The organism is Bacillus subtilis subsp. subtilis str. 168 (assembly GCF_000009045.1).
GTDB classification, from domain to species: domain Bacteria; phylum Bacillota; class Bacilli; order Bacillales; family Bacillaceae; genus Bacillus; species Bacillus subtilis.
This window is the reverse complement of record NC_000964.3, coordinates 2,346,192-2,361,527: the sequence shown is the minus strand read 5'-3', so window position 1 is coordinate 2,361,527 and position 15,336 is coordinate 2,346,192. Positions and strand designations below refer to the sequence as shown.

16 protein-coding genes are annotated in these 15,336 nt (G+C 43.8%); 15 read left to right on the top strand and 1 reads right to left on the bottom strand.

What is annotated here, in order from left to right:
- Nucleotides 1-25: 25 nt before the first annotated feature.
- Nucleotides 26-898, bottom strand: coding sequence for a putative integral inner membrane protein (ypjC, locus tag BSU_22510; RefSeq protein NP_390132.2), 873 nt, complete (start codon nucleotides 896-898; stop codon nucleotides 26-28).
- A gap of 139 nt (nucleotides 899-1,037) precedes the next feature.
- Here ypjC and ypjD point away from each other — a divergent pair, with 139 nt between their 5' ends.
- The 15 genes from ypjD (at nucleotide 1,038) to asnS (ending at nucleotide 15,304) form a co-directional block, all read left to right on the top strand.
- A complete protein-coding gene (gene ypjD, locus BSU_22500; RefSeq protein ID NP_390131.1) occupies nucleotides 1,038-1,373 on the top strand; it encodes an oxidized nucleotide pyrophosphohydrolase in 336 nt (111 codons plus the stop codon).
- An 11-nt stretch (nucleotides 1,374-1,384) separates the two neighbouring features.
- Nucleotides 1,385-2,188: a (4S)-4-hydroxy-2,3,4, 5-tetrahydro-(2S)-dipicolinic acid (HTPA) dehydratase reductase gene (dapB, locus tag BSU_22490; protein ID NP_390130.1), complete on the top strand. Its 804-nt coding sequence runs from the start codon at nucleotides 1,385-1,387 to the stop codon at nucleotides 2,186-2,188.
- A 15-nt stretch (nucleotides 2,189-2,203) separates the two neighbouring features.
- Nucleotides 2,204-2,617 carry a methylglyoxal synthase gene (gene mgsA / locus BSU_22480; RefSeq protein NP_390129.1) on the top strand — a complete coding sequence of 138 codons (414 nt, stop codon included), beginning with the start codon at nucleotides 2,204-2,206 and terminating at the stop codon, nucleotides 2,615-2,617.
- Entirely contained in the window at nucleotides 2,610-3,320 is a 711-nt protein-coding gene (gene bshBA / locus BSU_22470; protein ID NP_390128.2) for an N-acetyl-alpha-D-glucosaminyl L-malate deacetylase 1; malate N-acetylglucosamine N-acetyl hydrolase, read from the top strand. Before mgsA ends, bshBA begins: the two co-directional genes overlap by 8 nt.
- Nucleotides 3,317-4,450 carry an N-acetyl-alpha-D-glucosaminyl L-malate synthase; malate glycosyltransferase for bacillithiol synthesis gene (bshA, locus tag BSU_22460; RefSeq protein ID NP_390127.1) on the top strand — a complete coding sequence of 378 codons (1,134 nt, stop codon included), beginning with the start codon at nucleotides 3,317-3,319 and terminating at the stop codon, nucleotides 4,448-4,450. The genes bshBA and bshA overlap by 4 nt, the downstream gene beginning before the upstream one ends.
- Nucleotides 4,451-4,454: 4 nt before the next feature.
- Entirely contained in the window at nucleotides 4,455-5,648 is a 1,194-nt protein-coding gene (gene cca / locus BSU_22450; RefSeq protein NP_390126.1) for a tRNA nucleotidyltransferase, read from the top strand.
- Nucleotides 5,633-6,610, top strand: a complete 978-nt coding sequence (gene birA, locus BSU_22440; protein NP_390125.1) for a biotin acetyl-CoA-carboxylase ligase and biotin regulon repressor (BirA-biotinoyl-5'-AMP) — start codon at nucleotides 5,633-5,635, stop codon at nucleotides 6,608-6,610. The genes cca and birA overlap by 16 nt, the downstream gene beginning before the upstream one ends.
- Before the next feature lie 245 nt (nucleotides 6,611-6,855).
- The gene (gene panB / locus BSU_22430) at nucleotides 6,856-7,689 is read left to right on the top strand and encodes a ketopantoate hydroxymethyltransferase (protein ID NP_390124.1); all 834 of its coding nucleotides are present in this window, start codon (nucleotides 6,856-6,858) and stop codon (nucleotides 7,687-7,689) included.
- 1 nt (nucleotide 7,690) lies between these two features.
- Nucleotides 7,691-8,551, top strand: coding sequence for a pantothenate synthetase (gene panC / locus BSU_22420; RefSeq protein ID NP_390123.1), 861 nt, complete (start codon nucleotides 7,691-7,693; stop codon nucleotides 8,549-8,551).
- A gap of 1 nt (nucleotide 8,552) precedes the next feature.
- Nucleotides 8,553-8,936, top strand: a complete 384-nt coding sequence (panD, locus tag BSU_22410) for an aspartate 1-decarboxylase (protein NP_390122.1) — start codon at nucleotides 8,553-8,555, stop codon at nucleotides 8,934-8,936.
- A gap of 125 nt (nucleotides 8,937-9,061) precedes the next feature.
- Nucleotides 9,062-11,857 (top strand): damage inducible ATP-dependent 3'->5' nuclease, encoded by a 2,796-nt coding sequence (gene dinG, locus BSU_22400; RefSeq protein NP_390121.1) that lies wholly within the window; start codon nucleotides 9,062-9,064, stop codon nucleotides 11,855-11,857.
- A 142-nt stretch (nucleotides 11,858-11,999) separates the two neighbouring features.
- The gene (gene ypmA / locus BSU_22390; RefSeq protein NP_390120.1) at nucleotides 12,000-12,170 is read left to right on the top strand and encodes a hypothetical protein; all 171 of its coding nucleotides are present in this window, start codon (nucleotides 12,000-12,002) and stop codon (nucleotides 12,168-12,170) included.
- An 8-nt stretch (nucleotides 12,171-12,178) separates the two neighbouring features.
- The gene (tseB, locus tag BSU_22380) at nucleotides 12,179-12,664 is read left to right on the top strand and encodes a suppressor of tetracyclin sensitivity of an ezrA mutant (RefSeq protein ID NP_390119.1); all 486 of its coding nucleotides are present in this window, start codon (nucleotides 12,179-12,181) and stop codon (nucleotides 12,662-12,664) included.
- Nucleotides 12,665-12,686: 22 nt separating this feature from the next.
- Nucleotides 12,687-13,868: an anabolic oxaloacetate / glutamate aminotransferase gene (gene aspB, locus BSU_22370; RefSeq protein ID NP_390118.1), complete on the top strand. Its 1,182-nt coding sequence runs from the start codon at nucleotides 12,687-12,689 to the stop codon at nucleotides 13,866-13,868.
- A 143-nt stretch (nucleotides 13,869-14,011) separates the two neighbouring features.
- On the top strand, nucleotides 14,012-15,304 hold the full coding sequence (asnS, locus tag BSU_22360; RefSeq protein ID NP_390117.1) for an asparaginyl-tRNA synthetase: 1,293 nt from the start codon (nucleotides 14,012-14,014) through the stop codon (nucleotides 15,302-15,304).
- The last annotated feature ends 32 nt before the right edge of the window (nucleotides 15,305-15,336 follow it).

Genomic DNA, 15,336 nt, shown 5'->3' with positions numbered 1-15,336 from the left:
TCAGCCGCCTTTTTTCTATTACATGTCAGCGCGGAAGCGGATTTTTATTTTCATCAAGCGTAAATCCTTCTCCGAGCACATCGTGAACATCGCTTACCGCTACAAAGGCATGGGGATCAATGGAGTTAATCACGCTTTTCAGCATCACCAATTCATTTTTCGGCACCACACAATAAAGTACATCTATATCCTCTTTTGTGTAGGAACCTTGTCCTTTCAAAATGGTGACGCCCCGTTCCATTTCTTCAAGAATCTTTTTCTGAATCAGGTCGTTTTTCGAAGAGATGATCGTAGCGCCTTTAGCAGCGTATCCGCCTTCCTGAATAAAATCGATTAATCTTGCCGCTACAAATACAGCTACCAGCGTATACATCGCTTCTTTATAGGAGAGATAAGTAAGCAAAGACAAAATGATGACGCAGGCATCGAAAGCAAACATCGTTCTGCCCATCGGAATCCCAAAATACTTATTCACTAAACGTGCGATGATATCAACACCGCCTGTCGTACCGCCGAACTTAAAAATAATACCCAGTCCGGCTCCGATGAATACGCCGGCAAATAAAGCGGCGAGCGCTAAGTCGTGCTGAAGGGGCATATGGATTTCATATCGCTGAAAGATGCTGAGGAACAAAGACAAGGCTACAGTGCCGACAAGGGTATAAACAAACATTGTCCTGCCGAGCAAACGCCAGCCAATAAAAAAAATCGGAATGTTCAACACCAGGTTCGATATAGAGGGGCTGATGTGGAAAAGGGCATAAAGCAAAAGTGTAATACCTGTAAAACCGCCCTCAGCCAGATTGTTCTGCATATTGAAATGAACCAAGCCAAATGAAAAAATTGCCGCTCCGATTAAAATAAAAAATATGTTTTTTAATCTAATTTCTCCAAGCATCACACAAAACCCCTTTTCCTTCCATTAGATAGCGTTTATATTATAGTGGATGAAAAAGAAAACAGCAAACGTGCTTAAACATTTGTCAAACGTATCTGAATTAGCTAACATGTAAGAGGATGATAGGAGGTTTCGTTCAGTGAGTGATAAAACAATGAAAGACATACAGGCTGAAGTAGACCGTTACATAGGCCAATTTAAAGAAGGATATTTTAGCCCGCTGGCCATGATGGCGAGGCTGACTGAAGAACTGGGCGAGCTTGCCAGAGAAGTGAATCACCGTTATGGAGAAAAACCAAAAAAAGCGACTGAAGATGATAAAAGCATGGAAGAGGAAATAGGCGATGTGCTATTTGTATTGGTTTGTTTAGCCAACTCTCTTGATATCTCTTTAGAGGAAGCTCACGACCGAGTCATGCATAAATTTAATACAAGAGATAAAGATCGCTGGACCAGAAAAGAAGAAGGAAAGTAGAGGAGATCAAGATGTCAAACGAAACAATTAAATTAGTCATTGCGGGACCGCGTGGAAGAATGGGGCAGGAAGCTGTTAAATTGGCAGAACGAACACCACATTTTGACCTTGTAGGGGCCATAGACCATACATACGATCAGCAAAAATTATCTGATGTGATGCCTGTTGAGTCAGATGCTTTCATTTACACAGATATCCATGCCTGTTTTACAGAAACACAACCGGATGTCTTGATTGATTTAACAACGCCCGAAATCGGAAAAGTACATACAAAAATTGCATTAGAGCACGGAGTCCGTCCAGTTGTCGGAACAACCGGTTTCTCAGAAGCTGATTTAAAAGAGCTCACATCTTTAACAGAAGAAAAAGGGATCGGAGCCATCATCGCGCCAAATTTTGCGCTCGGTGCGATACTGATGATGAAATTTTCAAAAATGGCTGCCAACTATTTTGAGGATGTTGAGATTATTGAGCTTCATCATGACCAGAAGCTTGACGCACCAAGCGGAACTGCGCTTAAAACAGCGGAAATGATTTCAGAAGTCCGTAAAGAAAAGCAGCAAGGACATCCGGATGAAAAAGAAATTCTCCCAGGAGCAAGAGGAGCGGAGCAAAACGGTATTCGCTTGCACAGCGTCCGTCTTCCGGGACTGATCGCGCATCAGGAGGTCATGTTCGGCATGGATGGCCAAACGCTTCAGATACGCCATGATTCTTATAACCGTGCTTCTTTCATGTCAGGCGTTAAACTGTCAGTCGAACAAGTCATGAAGATTGATCAGCTTGTGTATGGTTTAGAAAATATCATTGATTAGACGGGGGGATAAACAATGAAAATTGCTTTGATCGCGCATGACAAGAAAAAACAGGATATGGTTCAATTTACGACTGCCTATCGGGATATTTTAAAGAATCATGATCTATACGCAACCGGAACCACAGGGTTGAAAATTCATGAGGCGACAGGTCTTCAAATTGAACGTTTTCAATCCGGCCCTTTAGGGGGAGACCAGCAAATCGGTGCACTGATCGCTGCCAATGCACTCGATCTTGTCATTTTTTTGCGCGACCCGCTGACCGCGCAGCCGCATGAACCGGATGTCTCGGCATTAATCCGTTTATGTGATGTGTATTCCATTCCGCTCGCCACAAATATGGGTACTGCGGAAATTCTTGTGCGCACACTTGATGAAGGTGTTTTCGAATTCCGTGACCTTCTTCGGGGAGAAGAGCCGAATGTATAATGCTGACGTTCTTGCTTTTGGCGCCCACAGTGATGATGTCGAGATCGGAATGGGCGGCACAATAGCGAAGTTTGTCAAACAGGAAAAAAAAGTAATGATATGCGATTTGACAGAAGCGGAACTCTCTTCTAACGGTACGGTCAGTTTGCGTAAAGAAGAAGCAGCTGAAGCAGCCCGCATATTAGGCGCAGATAAAAGAATTCAGCTAACGCTTCCAGACCGCGGCCTAATAATGAGTGATCAGGCAATTCGGTCAATTGTCACTGTCATCAGAATCTGTCGGCCAAAAGCGGTTTTTATGCCGTATAAAAAGGATCGCCATCCGGATCACGGCAATGCGGCTGCACTGGTGGAAGAAGCGATCTTTTCCGCCGGAATCCATAAATATAAAGACGAAAAAAGCCTTCCGGCGCATAAAGTCAGCAAGGTTTACTATTATATGATAAATGGTTTTCATCAGCCGGATTTTGTTATTGATATCTCGGATACAATAGAGGCAAAGAAACAAAGCCTCAACGCCTACAAAAGCCAGTTTATCCCGTCAAAGGATTCCGTTTCTACTCCTCTGACGAATGGGTATATTGAAATCGTTGAAGCGAGAGAAAAGCTTTACGGTAAAGAAGCGGGCGTGGAGTATGCCGAAGGTTTCTTTTCCAAACGGATGCTGATGCTTGATCATGATGTGCTTGGGGGCGAACAATGAGAAAACTAAAAATAGGAATCACATGCTATCCGAGCGTTGGAGGCTCAGGTATCATTGCGACAGAACTGGGGAAGCAGCTTGCTGAAAAGGGACATGAAATCCATTTCATCACATCAAGCATTCCGTTTAGACTGAATACATATCATCCCAATATTCATTTTCATGAAGTTGAGGTTAATCAATATGCTGTTTTTAAGTATCCTCCGTATGATTTGACATTGGCAAGCAAAATCGCTGAGGTGGCGGAACGGGAGAATTTAGACATTATCCATGCTCACTATGCTCTCCCGCATGCCGTTTGCGCCTATCTTGCAAAACAAATGCTGAAACGCAATATCGGCATTGTTACCACTTTGCATGGCACGGATATCACGGTGTTAGGTTATGATCCGTCTCTAAAAGATCTGATCCGTTTTGCTATTGAGTCATCAGACAGGGTGACGGCCGTCTCCTCAGCGCTTGCGGCTGAAACATACGATTTAATTAAACCGGAGAAAAAAATTGAAACGATTTATAACTTTATAGACGAGCGCGTGTATCTGAAGAAAAACACAGCGGCAATTAAAGAGAAACATGGAATTTTACCAGATGAAAAAGTCGTCATCCATGTGTCCAACTTCAGAAAAGTTAAACGCGTGCAGGATGTCATCCGTGTGTTCCGCAATATCGCTGGCAAAACGAAAGCGAAGCTGCTTTTAGTCGGAGACGGTCCGGAGAAATCGACAGCCTGCGAGCTTATCAGAAAATATGGCTTGGAAGACCAAGTCTTAATGCTTGGAAATCAAGACCGTGTTGAAGATCTTTATTCTATTAGCGATTTGAAGCTGCTGCTATCTGAAAAAGAAAGCTTTGGCCTTGTCCTGCTTGAAGCGATGGCTTGCGGAGTGCCTTGTATTGGAACAAACATTGGCGGTATCCCTGAGGTTATAAAAAACAATGTGAGCGGATTTTTGGTGGATGTCGGTGATGTTACGGCCGCAACAGCCCGCGCGATGAGCATTTTAGAAGATGAACAGCTAAGCAATCGTTTTACAAAGGCGGCAATAGAGATGCTTGAAAATGAATTTTCTTCTAAAAAAATTGTCAGCCAGTATGAACAGATTTATGCCGATTTAGCAGAACCGGAGTGATCACATGGAAAAAGTTTTTATCAAAGCACTTCCCGTGCTCCGCATCTTAATCGAAGCGGGCCATCAGGCTTATTTTGTCGGGGGCGCAGTTCGTGACAGCTATATGAAACGAACGATCGGAGATGTCGATATCGCGACAGATGCGGCACCTGATCAAGTAGAACGGCTGTTTCAGCGGACTGTTGATGTAGGCAAAGAGCACGGGACCATTATTGTGCTCTGGGAGGATGAAACCTATGAAGTCACGACATTCCGGACTGAATCTGATTATGTTGATTTCAGAAGACCGTCAGAAGTGCAATTTATCTCATCATTAGAAGAGGATCTAAAACGCAGAGATTTAACGATCAATGCGATGGCCATGACAGCGGACGGGAAGGTGCTTGATTATTTTGGCGGCAAGAAAGATATTGATCAGAAAGTGATTCGAACCGTTGGAAAGCCTGAGGATAGATTTCAAGAGGATGCGCTTCGTATGCTGAGAGCCGTACGCTTTATGAGCCAGCTTGGCTTTACGCTTTCACCGGAAACAGAAGAAGCCATTGCGAAAGAAAAATCACTCCTCTCCCATGTTTCAGTCGAACGAAAAACTATAGAGTTTGAGAAATTGCTGCAGGGAAGAGCTTCTCGCCAGGCGCTTCAAACACTCATTCAAACGAGATTGTATGAAGAGCTTCCTGGTTTTTATCATAAACGAGAAAACCTGATTTCAACGAGTGAGTTTCCATTCTTCTCTTTAACATCCCGTGAGGAGCTTTGGGCTGCTCTTTTAATTAACCTTGGCATAGTTTTGAAAGACGCGCCCCTTTTCCTGAAAGCCTGGAAGCTCCCGGGAAAAGTGATCAAGGAAGCCATTCACATTGCCGATACGTTTGGCCAGAGCCTTGACGCAATGACAATGTACAGAGCTGGGAAAAAAGCACTGCTCTCAGCGGCCAAAATATCGCAGCTTCGGCAAAACGAAAAACTGGATGAAAAGAAACTGAAGGACATTCAGTACGCTTATCAAAACCTGCCGATCAAAAGCCTTAAGGATCTTGATATCACGGGTAAGGACTTGCTTGCGCTTCGAAACCGGCCGGCCGGAAAATGGGTGTCAGAAGAATTACAGTGGATCGAGCAGGCTGTTGTGACAGGGAAGCTCTCCAATCAAAAGAAACACATAGAGGAGTGGCTGAAGACATGCGGTCAACATTAAGAAAAGACCTTATTGAATTATTTTCTCAGGCCGGCAATGAATTTATTTCCGGCCAAAAAATCAGTGATGCTCTCGGCTGTTCAAGAACTGCTGTGTGGAAGCATATTGAAGAGCTTCGGAAAGAGGGTTATGAAGTAGAAGCCGTTAGAAGAAAAGGATATCGGCTCATCAAAAAACCCGGAAAACTCAGTGAAAGCGAAATTCGTTTTGGATTAAAAACGGAAGTGATGGGCCAGCATCTTATTTACCATGACGTTCTTTCAAGCACGCAAAAAACGGCTCATGAGCTCGCGAATAATAACGCACCGGAAGGCACCCTTGTGGTGGCTGACAAACAAACAGCCGGAAGGGGCCGAATGTCTAGGGTATGGCATTCTCAAGAAGGAAACGGTGTTTGGATGAGCCTGATTTTGCGGCCTGACATTCCGCTCCAAAAAACACCGCAGCTGACTCTGCTTGCTGCAGTAGCTGTTGTGCAGGGAATAGAAGAGGCAGCAGGCATCCAAACGGATATTAAATGGCCAAATGATATTTTGATTAACGGAAAAAAAACAGTCGGTATCCTAACGGAAATGCAGGCTGAAGAAGACCGCGTACGTTCAGTGATCATTGGGATCGGCATTAACGTTAACCAGCAGCCTAATGATTTTCCAGATGAATTGAAGGACATCGCGACAAGCCTCAGCCAAGCTGCTGGGGAAAAAATTGATCGGGCCGGCGTCATCCAGCATATTTTACTATGCTTTGAGAAACGGTACCGGGATTATATGACGCACGGATTTACGCCGATTAAGCTTTTATGGGAAAGCTATGCGCTCGGTATTGGCACTAATATGAGAGCCAGAACGTTAAACGGAACCTTTTACGGTAAGGCGTTAGGTATAGATGATGAAGGCGTTCTGCTTTTAGAAACGAACGAAGGCATTAAAAAAATCTATTCTGCCGATATCGAATTGGGCTAATGTGTTGGTACAAGCCCGTTGATTTTGGTATACTTCCATTGGGCAGTATCGCCTGCGAACTGCACCTATTATTAAAATAGATAGACATTGCAGCAGTCTGCCTTGATCCAAAAAAGGACTGGGACAGAGGGATGAAACTCGCCGAACTTTAGAAAGTGAAGAATCCTTCTCGTTGTAACGGAAGGTTTTTTGGCTTGCAGAAGAAAACGGCAGATCATCTCCTCTAAACATGAGGAGGAGAAAACATGAAAACAAAACTGGATTTTCTAAAAATGAAGGAGTCTGAAGAACCGATTGTCATGCTGACCGCTTATGATTATCCGGCAGCTAAACTTGCTGAACAAGCGGGAGTTGACATGATTTTAGTCGGTGATTCACTTGGAATGGTCGTCCTCGGCCTTGATTCAACTGTCGGTGTGACAGTTGCGGACATGATCCATCATACAAAAGCCGTTAAAAGGGGTGCGCCGAATACCTTTATTGTGACAGATATGCCGTTTATGTCTTATCACCTGTCTAAGGAAGATACGCTGAAAAATGCAGCGGCTATCGTTCAGGAAAGCGGAGCTGACGCACTGAAGCTTGAGGGCGGAGAAGGCGTGTTTGAATCCATTCGCGCATTGACGCTTGGAGGCATTCCAGTAGTCAGTCACTTAGGTTTGACACCGCAGTCAGTCGGCGTACTGGGCGGCTATAAAGTACAGGGCAAAGACGAACAAAGCGCCAAAAAATTAATAGAAGACAGTATAAAATGCGAAGAAGCAGGAGCTATGATGCTTGTGCTGGAATGTGTGCCGGCAGAACTCACAGCCAAAATTGCCGAGACGCTAAGCATACCGGTCATTGGAATCGGGGCTGGTGTGAAAGCGGACGGACAAGTTCTCGTTTATCATGATATTATCGGCCACGGTGTTGAGAGAACACCTAAATTTGTAAAGCAATATACGCGCATTGATGAAACCATCGAAACAGCAATCAGCGGATATGTTCAGGATGTAAGACATCGTGCTTTCCCTGAACAAAAGCATTCCTTTCAAATGAACCAGACAGTGCTTGACGGCTTGTACGGGGGAAAATAAGATGAGACAGATTACTGATATTTCACAGCTGAAAGAAGCCATAAAACAATACCATTCAGAGGGCAAGTCAATCGGATTTGTTCCGACGATGGGGTTTCTGCATGAGGGGCATTTAACCTTAGCAGACAAAGCAAGACAAGAAAACGACGCCGTTATTATGAGTATTTTTGTGAATCCTGCACAATTCGGCCCTAATGAAGATTTTGAAGCATATCCGCGCGATATTGAGCGGGATGCAGCTCTTGCAGAAAACGCCGGAGTCGATATTCTTTTTACGCCAGATGCTCATGATATGTATCCCGGTGAAAAGAATGTCACGATTCATGTAGAAAGACGCACAGACGTGTTATGCGGGCGCTCAAGAGAAGGACATTTTGACGGGGTCGCGATCGTACTGACGAAGCTTTTCAATCTAGTCAAGCCGACTCGTGCCTATTTCGGTTTAAAAGATGCGCAGCAGGTAGCTGTTGTTGATGGGTTAATCAGCGACTTCTTCATGGATATTGAATTGGTTCCTGTCGATACGGTCAGAGAGGAAGACGGCTTAGCCAAAAGCTCTCGCAATGTATACTTAACAGCTGAGGAAAGAAAAGAAGCGCCTAAGCTGTATCGGGCCCTTCAAACAAGTGCGGAACTTGTCCAAGCCGGTGAAAGAGATCCTGAAGCGGTGATAAAAGCTGCAAAAGATATCATTGAAACGACTAGCGGAACCATAGACTATGTAGAGCTTTATTCCTATCCGGAACTCGAGCCTGTGAATGAAATTGCTGGAAAGATGATTCTCGCTGTTGCAGTTGCTTTTTCAAAAGCGCGTTTAATAGATAATATCATTATTGATATTCGAGAAATGGAGAGAATATAATATGTATCGAACAATGATGAGCGGCAAACTTCACAGGGCAACTGTTACGGAAGCAAACCTGAACTATGTGGGAAGCATTACAATTGATGAAGATCTCATTGATGCTGTGGGAATGCTTCCTAATGAAAAAGTACAAATTGTGAATAATAATAATGGAGCACGTCTTGAAACGTATATTATTCCTGGTAAACGGGGAAGCGGCGTCATATGCTTAAACGGTGCAGCCGCACGCCTTGTGCAGGAAGGAGATAAGGTCATTATTATTTCCTACAAAATGATGTCTGATCAAGAAGCGGCAAGCCATGAGCCGAAAGTGGCTGTTCTGAATGATCAAAACAAAATTGAACAAATGCTGGGGAACGAACCAGCCCGTACAATTTTGTAGAAGAAAAGCCCCCTTTATCGGGGGTTTTCTTTTAAGATTTTGAGAGTAAAACGGTTTTGCCGCTCCATTTCCGTACAAAACGTGTTACACTTTTGTCGTATGCAAGAATTGAGGTGTCCATTTTAATGAATAAGCAACGGTTCGTTGTTATAGATGTAGAGACAACAGGGAATTCGCCGAAGAAAGGCGATAAAATCATACAAATCGCAGCGGTTGTAATCGAAAATGGACAAATTACTGAGCGGTTTTCAAAATACATTAATCCAAATAAATCAATCCCTGCTTTTATTGAGCAGCTTACTGGAATCTCTAATCAAATGGTCGAGAATGAACAGCCATTTGAAGCAGTTGCTGAAGAAGTATTCCAATTGCTTGACGGCGCTTATTTTGTCGCCCACAATATCCATTTTGACCTTGGATTTGTCAAGTATGAGCTACATAAGGCGGGCTTTCAGCTCCCAGATTGTGAAGTGCTTGATACTGTCGAGCTCTCACGCATTGTTTTTCCGGGATTTGAAGGGTATAAGCTGACGGAATTAAGCGAGGAGCTTCAGCTGCGGCATGATCAGCCGCACCGGGCTGACAGCGATGCTGAAGTGACAGGGCTTATTTTTTTGGAAATCCTTGAAAAGCTGCGGCAGCTTCCTTATCCGACATTAAAGCAGTTAAGAAGGCTTTCGCAGCATTTCATCAGTGATCTGACGCATTTGTTGGATATGTTCATTAATGAAAACAGACATACCGAGATACCGGGCTATACGCGCTTTTCTTCGTTTTCTGTCAGAGAACCTGAAGCTATCGATGTTCGTATAAATGAGGACGAGAACTTCTCATTTGAGATCGAAAGCTGGGAAGCGGGAAATGAAAAAGCGCTGTCAGAGTTAATGCCTGGGTATGAAAAAAGAGACGGCCAAATGATGATGATGAGAGAGGTGGCTGATGCGTTTGCCAATCGTGAGCATGCGCTGATTGAAGCTCCTCCAGGCATCGGAAAAACGATTGGCTATCTTATTCCGGCTGCGCTTTTTGCCAAGAAATCAAAAAAGCCGGTCATAATCAGCACGTATTCGACGCTTTTACAGCAGCAGATTCTCACAAAGGATTTGCCGATTGTCCAAGATCTGTTTCCATTTCCGGTAACAGCGGCGATTTTAAAAGGGCAATCGCATTATTTATGCCTGTATAAATTTGAGCAGGTGCTTCATGAAGAAGATGATAATTATGATGCCGTACTGACAAAGGCACAGCTTCTTGTTTGGCTGACAGAGACAAATACAGGAGATGTAGCGGAACTGAATTTGCCTTCAGGCGGAAAATTGCTGTGGGACAGATTGGCTTATGACGATGACTCCTATAAAAGAAGTCGCAGTGAGCATGTGATCGGTTTTTACGAGCGGGCCAAACAGATTGCTATGCGTTCCGATTTGGTGATCACCAATCATTCTCTTTTGCTGACCGATGAAGGCAGCCATAAAAAAAGGCTTCCCGAAAGCGGCACATTTATTATTGATGAAGCACACCATTTTGAACGTGCGGCAAGCGAACATTTAGGGAAAAGAGCCACGTACATAGAATTGCATACGAAATTGAGCAGAATCGGCACTCTGAAGGAGCAGGGACTTCTAAAAAAGATGAGACAGCTATTCCAGCGAAACAGCCTGCCGGTTGATTCATTTTTCGAATTGGAAGAGTGGCTTCAGCACGTTCAAGCAGAAAGTGATGCTTTCTTTAGCTCTGTACATTCTTTTGTCAAACGAAGAAAACCTAAAGAAGACTTAAACCGTCTAGTGTTTAAGGTGAACAAAGAAAGCCAGGATAAAAGCTGGTCGATCTTAACAGATGGTGCGGAGAGGCTTTGTTCCATGCTGACACATTTGCAGCAGCTTTTTGAGGCGCAGTCATCCCTTATGGAAAAACATTTGAAGGGCATGAAGAGCAAAACCGTCTTTTTAGCCGATGAATACCAAAGAAGCATGAAAGGCTTGCAGCATTACTGTCAGACGTTGCAGAAGCTCTTCTTTGGCTCTGATGACGATGAAGCGGTTTGGATTGAAATAGATGCAAAGGGTGCGAAAAATGCAGTGGCCATTTACGCACAGCCTCTTGAACCTGGTGAACTTCTGGCTGATCAGTTTTTCGCGCGCAAAAATAGTGTGGTGCTGACATCTGCAACTCTTACAGTCGAAGGTTCTTTTCAATTTATGATTGAACGACTGGGACTGAGTGACTTTTTCCCGCGGACAATGAGAATTGAGTCACCCTTTTCTTACGATGAGCGTATGCAGGTGATGATTCCAAAAGAAATGAAATCAATTCAGGATACAGGGCAACCTGAATTTATACAGGATACAGCCCGTTATATCGAACTGATGGCAAAGGAAAAACAGCCTAAAATCCTTGTGCTGTTTACATCCCATGATATGCTGAAAAAGGTTCACCAGGAGCTTAAGCATAACATGAGTGCTTCCGGCATTCAGCTCTTGGCACAAGGGATTACAGGCGGAAGTCCCGGCAAACTGATGAAGACTTTTAAAACATCCAATCAGGCGATCCTGCTCGGAACAAATCATTTTTGGGAAGGCGTTGATTTCCCTGGTGATGAGCTGACGACAGTAATGATCGTGAGGCTCCCATTCCGGTCCCCTGATCACCCGCTTCATGCTGCAAAATGTGAGCTTGCCCGCAAAAAAGGAAAGAATCCGTTTCAAACAGTGTCATTACCGGAAGCTGTGCTGACCTTCAGGCAAGGAATCGGACGCTTGCTGCGTTCTGCGGGAGACAAGGGAACGATTATTATATTGGACAGACGGATTAAAACCGCTGGTTACGGCCGGCTGTTTCTTGATGCCTTGCCGACAACCTCAGTATCCGAAATGACTGACAGCGAGCTTGAAGCTTATGTTGCAGGGGAAAAAGAATAAAAGCCGCATAAAGCGGCTTTTGCGGTGTGGGAGTAGGATGGTGTTTTATTTAAAAGCGGATTTCCCGCTCTGTGATACTAGTATGGCGTGTCCTGAAATGGAGTATGACTAACAATATTTGTTCAAACTGGAGGATGAAAAAATGGAAAGTAAAATCGAAATTCTTTCAACAATTAATGTAGAGCATTCTGATGATCTGTATAAAATTGTGGACACATTGAATCGTACACTGAAAAGAGACAATCTGATGTTCGGCCTTGCGCTGGATGAAGAAAACAAAAACCAAGCCGTTTTTACCATTTATCGTACGTAGGTGAGAAGATGAGAAAAAAAGCATTAATATTTACCGTCATTTTTGGTATTATTTTTTTAGCAGTACTTCTTGTCTCGGCAAGCATTTATAAATCAGCCATGGCACAAAAGGAAGAGGGGCACGAAGCAGCAGCTGCTGAAGCTAAAAAAGAAACCGATCTCGCCCATGTTGATCAAGTCGAAACATTTGTCGGAAAAGAAAAATATTATGTTGTAAAGGGAACGGATAAAAAAGGCACTGCATTATATGTCTGGGTTCCTGCTGATAAAAAAGCAAAAATTCTCTCAAAAGAAGCGAAAGAGGGAATCTCTGAAGACAAAGCGGCGAAAATCATAAAGGATGAAGGGCTGGTTTCAAAGCAAAAAGAGGTTCATCTGGCAAGAGAAGGAAACGTCCTGCTTTGGGAAGTGACGTACTTAGACAAAGAAGGGCAATACAGTTTAAGTTATGTGGACTTTACAACTGGAAAGATTCTCAAAAATATCACGCCTTAAGACGAATTAGGGGGAGTTCAAGTTGAAACTGGCAAAAAGAGTATCCGCATTAACACCATCAACCACACTGGCAATCACAGCGAAAGCGAAAGAACTGAAAGCCGCAGGCCATGATGTCATCGGCTTAGGAGCAGGCGAGCCTGACTTCAATACACCGCAGCATATTATTGATGCCGCTGTGCGTTCGATGAACGAGGGCCATACGAAATACACGCCTTCCGGTGGTTTGGCTGAACTGAAAAACAGCATTGCAGAGAAATTTAAACGCGACCAGAATATTGAATACAAACCGTCTCAAATTATTGTCTGCACTGGTGCCAAACATGCTCTGTATACCCTTTTCCAAGTGATTTTGGATGAAGAAGATGAAGTTATTATTCCAACGCCTTACTGGGTAAGCTACCCGGAGCAGGTGAAACTCGCTGGCGGAAAGCCTGTTTATGTAGAAGGGCTTGAGGAAAATCACTTCAAAATTTCGCCTGAGCAGCTGAAAAATGCAATTACGGAAAAAACAAAAGCAATCGTTATTAACTCTCCAAGCAACCCGACTGGTGTCATGTATACGGAAGAAGAACTATCTGCGCTCGGTGAAGTGTGCCTTGAACATGATATCTTGATTGTGTCAGATGAAATTTATGAAAAACTTACATACGGCGGAAAGAAACATGTTTCCATTGCACAGCTGTCAGACAGACTGAAAGAGCAAACGGTCATTATAAACGGCGTATCGAAGTCCCACAGCATGACAGGCTGGAGAATCGGTTATGCGGCAGGCTCTGAAGACATTATTAAAGCGATGACGAACCTTGCAAGCCACAGCACGTCAAACCCGACATCAATCGCACAATACGGAGCGATTGCTGCTTATAACGGGCCTTCTGAGCCATTGGAAGAAATGAGAGAAGCATTTGAACATAGATTAAATACGATCTATGCAAAGCTCATAGAAATCCCAGGGTTCAGCTGCGTGAAGCCGGAAGGTGCTTTTTACTTGTTCCCAAATGCAAAAGAGGCAGCTCAATCTTGCGGTTTCAAAGATGTAGATGAATTTGTTAAAGCGCTTCTCGAGGAGGAAAAAGTTGCGATTGTTCCAGGATCCGGATTTGGCTCTCCTGAGAATGTCCGTCTTTCTTATGCAACATCGTTAGATCTTCTTGAAGAAGCCATTGAAAGAATCAAGCGTTTTGTAGAAAAACATAGCTAACAGATCAAAAAGCGGCTGACAGAAAAGCCGCTTTTTATCTGCATTGACCCGGTTAGTTAAGAGCGGGTATAATAAAGTGATGATAAAAGAGTTCGCGGGGCAATGAGCTTCCGAATGTCTTTCTTGTTTTGGAGGGAAATATGTTGAAAACAACAATCAACCAAGTGTACAAGCACGTAGGTGAGGAAGTAACGATCGGAGCTTGGGTCGCTAATAAGCGTTCAAGCGGGAAAATTGCGTTTTTACAGCTTCGGGACGGTACCGGTTTTATTCAGGGTGTCGTAGTAAAAGCGGAAGTGGAAGAAAGCATTTTCCAAACAGCTAAATCAGTGACGCAGGAAACGTCGCTCTATATAAAAGGGATTGTCAAAGAGGACGAGCGTTCTCCGCTTGGATATGAACTTGCTGTGACAGATATTGAAGTCATTCACGAAGCGACCGATTATCCAATTACACCAAAAGAACACGGAACGGAATTTTTGATGGATCACAGACATTTATGGCTGCGTTCAAAGCGCCAGCATGCGATCATGAAAATCCGTAATGAAATCATTCGCGCGACTTACGAATTCTTTAATAACGAAGGCTTCGTAAAAGTGGATCCGCCGATTTTGACTGGAAGCGCACCTGAAGGAACAACAGAACTCTTTGCGACAAAGTACTTTGATGAAGATGCATATCTGTCTCAAAGCGGACAGCTCTACATGGAAGCTGCGGCAATGGCTTTAGGAAAAGTATTCTCTTTCGGACCGACATTCAGAGCGGAAAAGTCTAAAACAAAGCGTCACTTAATCGAATTCTGGATGATCGAACCGGAAATGGCGTTTGTAGAATTTGAAGAAAACCTTCAAGTACAGGAAAATTACGTTTCTTTCATCGTGCAATCAGTTCTTAAAAATTGCAAAATTGAACTAAACACATTGGGAAGAGACACGTCAAAACTTGAGCAAATCAAAGCCCCGTTCCCAAGAATTACGTATGATGAAGCGATTGAATTTCTGAAAGAAAAAGGCTTTGACGATATCGAGTGGGGAGATGATTTCGGAGCGCCTCATGAAACAGCGATTGCTGAACATTATGACAAACCGGTATTCATCACTCGCTATCCGACGTCCTTAAAACCGTTCTATATGCAGCCGGCTTCTGACCGTGAGGACGTTGTGCTTTGCGCTGACTTGATTGCGCCGGAAGGCTATGGAGAAATCATCGGCGGGTCTGAACGGATTCACGATATGGAACTTTTGGAATCGCGTCTTAAAGAACATGGACTGGATTCTGACGCTTATAAATGGTATGCTGAACTTAGAAAATATGGATCAGTTCCTCATTCCGGCTTCGGCCTTGGATTAGAGCGGACAGTAGCTTGGATCAGCGGAGCGCCTCACGTTCGTGAAACGATTCCGTTCCCAAGACTGTTAAACCGTCTGTATCCGTAATACATTCAAATGAAACAAAAAAGAGTCTCCTG

Excerpts from the sequence above, each read along its gene's own strand:
- ypjC (NP_390132.2), bottom strand. The coding sequence starts at position 898 with ATGCTTGGAGAAATTAGATTAAAAAACATATTTTTTATTTTAATCGGA.
- dapB (NP_390130.1), top strand. The coding sequence starts at position 1,385 with ATGTCAAACGAAACAATTAAATTAGTCATTGCGGGACCGCGTGGAAGA.
- mgsA (NP_390129.1), top strand. The coding sequence starts at position 2,204 with ATGAAAATTGCTTTGATCGCGCATGACAAGAAAAAACAGGATATGGTT.
- bshBA (NP_390128.2), top strand. The coding sequence starts at position 2,610 with ATGTATAATGCTGACGTTCTTGCTTTTGGCGCCCACAGTGATGATGTC.
- bshA (NP_390127.1), top strand. The coding sequence starts at position 3,317 with ATGAGAAAACTAAAAATAGGAATCACATGCTATCCGAGCGTTGGAGGC.
- cca (NP_390126.1), top strand. The coding sequence starts at position 4,455 with ATGGAAAAAGTTTTTATCAAAGCACTTCCCGTGCTCCGCATCTTAATC.
- birA (NP_390125.1), top strand. The coding sequence starts at position 5,633 with ATGCGGTCAACATTAAGAAAAGACCTTATTGAATTATTTTCTCAGGCC.
- panB (NP_390124.1), top strand. The coding sequence starts at position 6,856 with ATGAAAACAAAACTGGATTTTCTAAAAATGAAGGAGTCTGAAGAACCG.
- panC (NP_390123.1), top strand. The coding sequence starts at position 7,691 with ATGAGACAGATTACTGATATTTCACAGCTGAAAGAAGCCATAAAACAA.
- panD (NP_390122.1), top strand. The coding sequence starts at position 8,553 with ATGTATCGAACAATGATGAGCGGCAAACTTCACAGGGCAACTGTTACG.
- dinG (NP_390121.1), top strand. The coding sequence starts at position 9,062 with ATGAATAAGCAACGGTTCGTTGTTATAGATGTAGAGACAACAGGGAAT.
- ypmA (NP_390120.1), top strand. The coding sequence starts at position 12,000 with ATGGAAAGTAAAATCGAAATTCTTTCAACAATTAATGTAGAGCATTCT.
- tseB (NP_390119.1), top strand. The coding sequence starts at position 12,179 with ATGAGAAAAAAAGCATTAATATTTACCGTCATTTTTGGTATTATTTTT.